Annotated in this window: 6 protein-coding genes; 3 read left to right on the top strand and 3 right to left on the bottom strand. The window is 70.8% G+C overall.

Annotation, left to right across the window (positions count from 1 at the left end):
* The 3 genes from FUT87_RS24795 to FUT87_RS24785 all read right to left on the bottom strand — a co-directional run.
* Positions 1–844 (bottom strand): iron ABC transporter permease (locus FUT87_RS24795; protein ID WP_255512016.1); only part of this gene is annotated, 844 nt, incomplete at its 3' end.
* Positions 845–857: 13 nt separating this feature from the next.
* Positions 858–1,940, bottom strand: coding sequence for an extracellular solute-binding protein (locus tag FUT87_RS24790; RefSeq protein WP_147242721.1), 1,083 nt, complete (start codon positions 1,938–1,940; stop codon positions 858–860).
* A 212-nt stretch (positions 1,941–2,152) separates the two neighbouring features.
* Positions 2,153–3,169 (bottom strand): LysR family transcriptional regulator, encoded by a 1,017-nt coding sequence (locus FUT87_RS24785; RefSeq protein ID WP_147242720.1) that lies wholly within the window; start codon positions 3,167–3,169, stop codon positions 2,153–2,155.
* A 156-nt stretch (positions 3,170–3,325) separates the two neighbouring features.
* On the opposite strand from FUT87_RS24785, the gene FUT87_RS24780 reads away from it, so the two are divergent.
* The 3 genes from FUT87_RS24780 to FUT87_RS24770 all read left to right on the top strand — a co-directional run.
* On the top strand, positions 3,326–3,580 hold the full coding sequence (locus FUT87_RS24780) for a hypothetical protein (RefSeq protein ID WP_091720983.1): 255 nt from the start codon (positions 3,326–3,328) through the stop codon (positions 3,578–3,580).
* Between the two features lie 360 nt (positions 3,581–3,940).
* Positions 3,941–4,777 (top strand): Fic family protein, encoded by an 837-nt coding sequence (locus FUT87_RS24775; protein ID WP_186830748.1) that lies wholly within the window; start codon positions 3,941–3,943, stop codon positions 4,775–4,777.
* A gap of 7 nt (positions 4,778–4,784) precedes the next feature.
* A partial coding sequence (locus FUT87_RS24770) for a hypothetical protein (RefSeq protein WP_147242718.1) occupies positions 4,785–5,190 on the top strand: 406 nt, incomplete at its 3' end.

Raw genomic sequence — 5,190 nt, 5'->3', positions numbered from 1 at the left:
GCCGCGGCGCGGGCCGCATCGCGTGGACCGTACCGGCGCGACGCCGCCTTCGGCCCTGGCGTTCCAGCCAGACCAGCAAGGCCACCATCGCCAGCATCGCGCAGGCGATCTGCGCCGCCGCGCCCAGGTCCGAGCGCGTGATCCAGGTCGTGTAGACCGTGGTGGTCAGCGTGGTCACGCCGAGGAACTCCGACGCGCCGACGTCGTTCAGCACCTCCAGCAGCACCAGCCCGACGCCGACCGCCAGCGCCGGCCGCGCCATCGGCAGCGCGACGCGCCGGAACGCGCCCCACGGCCCCTCGCCCAGCAGGCGCGCGACCTCCATCAGCCGGGCCGGCTGGGTCGCGAACATGGCGCGCATGCTCAGGTAGACGTAGGGATAGAGGACGGCGGACAACACCAGCACCGCGCCCGTCATCGAGCGCGCATCGGGCAGGCGGAACTGGCGCGGCGACTCCACGCCCAGCAGCGCGCGCACGGCGCTCTGGAAGGGGCCGATCGGATGCAGCAGGTCGACATAGCTGTAGGCCGCGATGTAGGTTGGCACCGTCAGCGGCAACAGCAGCGCCCATTGCAGGACGACGCGGCCGGGGAAGTCGGTGCGCGTCACCAGCCAGGCGCTGCCGGTGCCCACGAGCGCCGTCAGCAGCCCCACCCCGGCCAGAAGGGTCGCCGTCTGCGCCGCCGCGAGCGGCAGCACATGCGCGATCAGATGCCCCCAGTGCGCGGTCCCGGCGCCCAGCGCCGTCCAGGCGAGCGCGACCAGCGGCGCCAGCACCGCCAGCGCGATCGCGGTGGCCGTCGCGTGCCAGAGCGGACCGACCGCGCGCGGCCGGCCGAGCACCGTCCTCACGCCGTCACTGGTCGAAGGCGACCTTGTCGATCAGCAGGCTGGCCTGCTTGCGATGACGGGCGATCTCGGTGAGCGGCAGGGTGTCCGCCTTGACCGGCCCGATCGCGGACTGGATCAGCGGATCCAGCGCGACGCCGGCACGCACCGGGTATTCGTAGTTGGTCTGCGCGTAGAGCTGCTGCGCCGGCTCGGACACCAGGAAGGCCAGCAGCGCCCGGGCGGCCGCCGGGTTGGGCGCATGCCTGGCCACCGCGGCGCCGCTGATGTTCACGTGCGTGCCGGCCCCCTTGGCGGCGAAGGTCGGCTTCAGCACCTGGATGCCGTCGCCCCACTTGCGGGCGTCGCTGCCCGGCTTGGACGACTTCATCTGGCCCACGTAATAGGAGTTGGCCAGGCCCACGTCGCAGATGCCGCCCAGGATGTCGCGCGCCACGTCGCGGTCGCCGCCGGTCGGCTTGCGGCCGAGGTTGGCCTTCAGGCCGCGCAGCCACTGCTCGGTCCTGGCCTCGCCGTCGTGCGCGATCATCGCCGCCACCAGCGCGGTGTTGTAGGGATGCTGGCCGGAGCGCGTGCAGACCTTGCCCTTCCACTTCGGGTCGGCCAGGTCCTCGTAGCGGATCGGGCCGGCCTTGAGCGCCTGGTCGGCATACAGCACGCGGGCGCGCATCGACAGCGCGGTCCATTGCCCGTCCGCGCCGCGCAGGTGGGCGGGCACCGCGGCCTCGACCTCGGCCGACTTCAGCGGCTGGGTCACGCCGCCTTCGACGAGGTCGACCAGGTTGCCCACGTCCACCGTCATCAGCAGGTCGGCCGGCGAGCGCGCGCCCTCGGCCTTGACCCGTTCCAGCAGGCCGTCCTTCACGAACACGGTGTTGACCTGGGTGCCGGTGCGGGCGGTGAAGGCCGACAGCAGCGGCTGGACCAGCGCGACCTCGCGCGTCGTGTAGAGCGTCAGCTCGCCACCGGGTCGCGCCTCGGCTTGCGCGACCGCCGGCACCATCACCGTCGCGAGGGCCAAGCCGGTCAGCGCCGCGGCGGTCCCGGTCGGGCGGAGGGCGGGTCGGAAGGAGGTCGTCAGTGAGCGCATCGTGGGTCTCTTTCGCTGGTATCCCGGAGGACGGTGGAACCGGAGCCTGTCGATGAGAATTACTCTCATCTAAGGAGTGGCGCACTTTAGGCGCCGCCCTCCGTCCCGGCAAGGAGACAAATTCTGGGACGGATGCAGGAATTGACGTATCCCGTACGGCGGAGGTAGGCGCCCCGCCGACGGTGCCCCGCAGCGCGGGCAGGGCCCGTCGCTCAGGCCGGCTCAGCGGGCTCGACCGGCGAGGCCGTCTGAGGCAGCGCCCGCGCGCCGGCGGCGATCACGTCCGAGATCTCGCCGATCACCTGCCGCAGCCAGCGCTGGGCGGGATCGGGCTCGGCGCGGACGTGCCAGACCTGGCTGATGTCGATGCCGCGCAGCGCGAACGGCAGATGCCGGCAGGCGAGTTGCCCCGCGAAGCCCGTCGCGGGCACGAAGCTGTCGGGCAGCACCGTGATCAGGTCGGACTGCTGCACCGCCATCGTGCCGGTGAAGAAGCTGTTGACCGTCATCGCGACCGTGCGCTTGCGGCCGATCATCGCCAGGGCGTCGTCGACGAAGCCGTGCGCCCGCCCCGCGAAGCTCACCCGCAGGTGCTGCGCCGCGCAGTAGGCGTCCAGCGTAAGCGCGCCCGGCGCGGCCAGCGGATGGTCGGCGCGCATGACGCAGACATAACGGCTCGCGTAGAGCGCCTCGCGGCGGAAGGCGGCGCTGTCATCCTCGACCAGCAGCTGCTCGGTCAGGTCCGGGAAGAAACCGATCGCGAGGTCGGCCCAGCCCTGCTCCAGCAGCTCGCGCGGGTCGCGCGTGGTCAGCGGCACGACGCGCAGGCCGACATGGATGCCTTCGTCCAGGAAACGCCGCGCCAGCTGCGGCACTACCAGGGCGGCGGTGGCGTCGGCCATCGCCAGCGTGAAGCTGACGGTGTTGCCGGCGGCGCGCGGATCGAAGACCTGCGGCTCCAGCGCCTGCTGCAGGCTGGAGAGCGCGCGCCGCACCACCGGCCACAGCGCCTGGGCATGCGGCGTGGGCTCGACGCCGGTGGAGGACGGGATGAACAGCTCCTCATGCGTCGCCTCGCGCAGCCGGCGCAGCGCGTTGCTGACCGCCGGCTGGGTGATGGCCAGCCGGTGCGCGGCGCGGGTGACATGACGCTCTTCCATCACCACGTCGAAGACGCGCAAAAGGTTCAGGTCCAGCGTCCGGAAGTTGACGGGGCGGGGGGTGCTCATGCGCCGGATGCTAATTCCGTCACGGGTCATTTCCGGCCGTGATGACCCGATTCCGAAGCGCAATTGGCGTGCCCTACGTAAAAACCGCAATATCTCGGCCATGGCGCAAGGCCACCCGCCCAGCGCCCCCAACACCACCTCAAGAAGGGAACCGCCATGATCACCACCACGCTGAATGTCCAAGTGATGGCTGCCGACGCAGCCCGCGTCCGCGCCGCGAGCGCGGCCGGCGAGCGCCTGGTGAGCCTGGCCCTGCGCGCCGGCCATGCGGTCGTCGAGTTCGTCAACGCCGCCGCCGAGCTCCGTCCCCGCGACGCGGTGCTGCAGGCCGCCGCCGAGCAGTCGGCCGAGCGCCCGGACCTGGCCTTCTCGCTGCGCCGCGTCGCCCGCAACGGCTGGATGATGTATTGACCGAGTCTCCTCCGGACGCCTGACCCGCGTCCGCTCCTGCAAGGATTGAGCCGGGCCGCAAGGTCCGGCTTTTTTCTTTGCGCCGGCCGCCGAGTCCGGATCGGTCAAATCCTTCGTTGCTTCCGCGCCTGCGGACCGGGTTTTGGCCGGAAGGCCATCGACGGCCTCTCAACATCGCTGCCTCGTTCCTGTCGAAGGAGGCCAGCCATGCCAGTCGAAAATCTCCACGCCCGGAAGCCGGGAGCCGCTCACGGCGCGCACCCGCCCGCCATCCTGGCGCCCCAGGTCCTGCGCGAGCCGGACGCCAGCTATCTCGCCCCCCGCCCCCGACCGCCCGCCTGGTCCGAGCCGTCCCGGCAGATGTTCGACTTCATGGAGATCCCGGTCGACTACCGCGATGCCGTGTCCTACCGGCGAGCCTTCCTCGATGCCTACGAGCCCAACGTCGATTCGCTGCTGCCACCAGGCCTCGCCGATTCGCTGTACCGCACCGCGCACTGGGAGAACGGTCCCCATCATTTCGAAGGCGCGGTGACGATGCTGACCGAGTTCATGACGGAGTTCTGCTGGTCCTCCTCGCGGCTGGAGGGCTGCCCCTTCACGCTGGCAGAGACCGACGCCCTGCTGCGGCTCAGCCACGCGCTCCAGACCGACGCGGACGGGCGAAGCGAGGCCTCCCGCATCGTCGTGAATCACAAGCATGCGCTCGAGTTCCTGGCCTATCACGGCTACACCCGCAAGGCGAGCCCTGCCTTGCTGCTGCAGCTGCAAGGCTTGCTGATGGCGGATTTGCTGCCGCCCTCCCGATGCGGTCGGATTCGGGACATCGCCGTGAGCGTCACGGGCACCTCCTACAAGCCCAACGACATTCCCGCCTTGCTGGAGGAAATGTTCCAGCAGATCGCCACCAAGGCCGCGGCCATCCGCAACCCGGTCGAAGCCGCCTTCTTCCTGTGGATCCACATCGCCTACCTGCAGGCCTTCGCCGACGGCAACAAGCGCACCGGCCGGGTCGCCGCCAACCTCCCGCTGCTCAGCGGGCACTGCGCGCCGCTGAGCTTCGCCGGTGCGGAGAAGCGGGACTACGTGGTGGCCATGCTGGGCGTCTACGAGCGCAACGACGTGTCGGTCGCCGTCGACCTCTTCGAATGGCTGTATCGGCGTTCGATGCAGCGGTACGTCTGGATGCTGGGATGATCGGCCCATGCCCGATCCGACCGTTCTCCAGGCCGTGCGCTTCGCCGGCGCCCACGCGCTGGCGATCTACGCCGCGCTCCTGCTGCTGGTGATGCTCACCGCGGGACTCGTCGCCCGCGGCCTGCTGCCCCTGCGCGGCCCGTCCGCCGCGGCGCCCGAGCCGCTCTCGCCCGTCGCCCTGCTGCTGCGCTTCGCGGCGGGTTTCGCCTGCCTGGTCGGCGGCGCGATGCTCTTCGCCACGATCGCGGAGGAGCTCCACACCGAGCCCACGCTCGGCCAGCTCGACGAGGCCTTCATCGTCGCGATGATCGATCACGTGCCCGAGCTCGCGCTGCGCGCCTTCTACCTGATCACCGTCGTGGGCAACCGGGAAACGCTGATCACGCTGGGCGTGGTGGTCACCGCGGCCCTGC

Source organism: Mitsuaria sp. TWR114 (assembly GCF_007997345.1).
This window is presented reverse-complemented; position numbering and strand designations above follow the sequence as displayed.

Excerpts from the sequence above, each read along its gene's own strand:
- FUT87_RS24790 (WP_147242721.1), bottom strand. The coding sequence starts at position 1,940 with ATGCGCTCACTGACGACCTCCTTCCGACCCGCCCTCCGCCCGACCGGG.
- FUT87_RS24785 (WP_147242720.1), bottom strand. The coding sequence starts at position 3,169 with ATGAGCACCCCCCGCCCCGTCAACTTCCGGACGCTGGACCTGAACCTT.
- FUT87_RS24780 (WP_091720983.1), top strand. The coding sequence starts at position 3,326 with ATGATCACCACCACGCTGAATGTCCAAGTGATGGCTGCCGACGCAGCC.
- FUT87_RS24775 (WP_186830748.1), top strand. The coding sequence starts at position 3,941 with ATGTTCGACTTCATGGAGATCCCGGTCGACTACCGCGATGCCGTGTCC.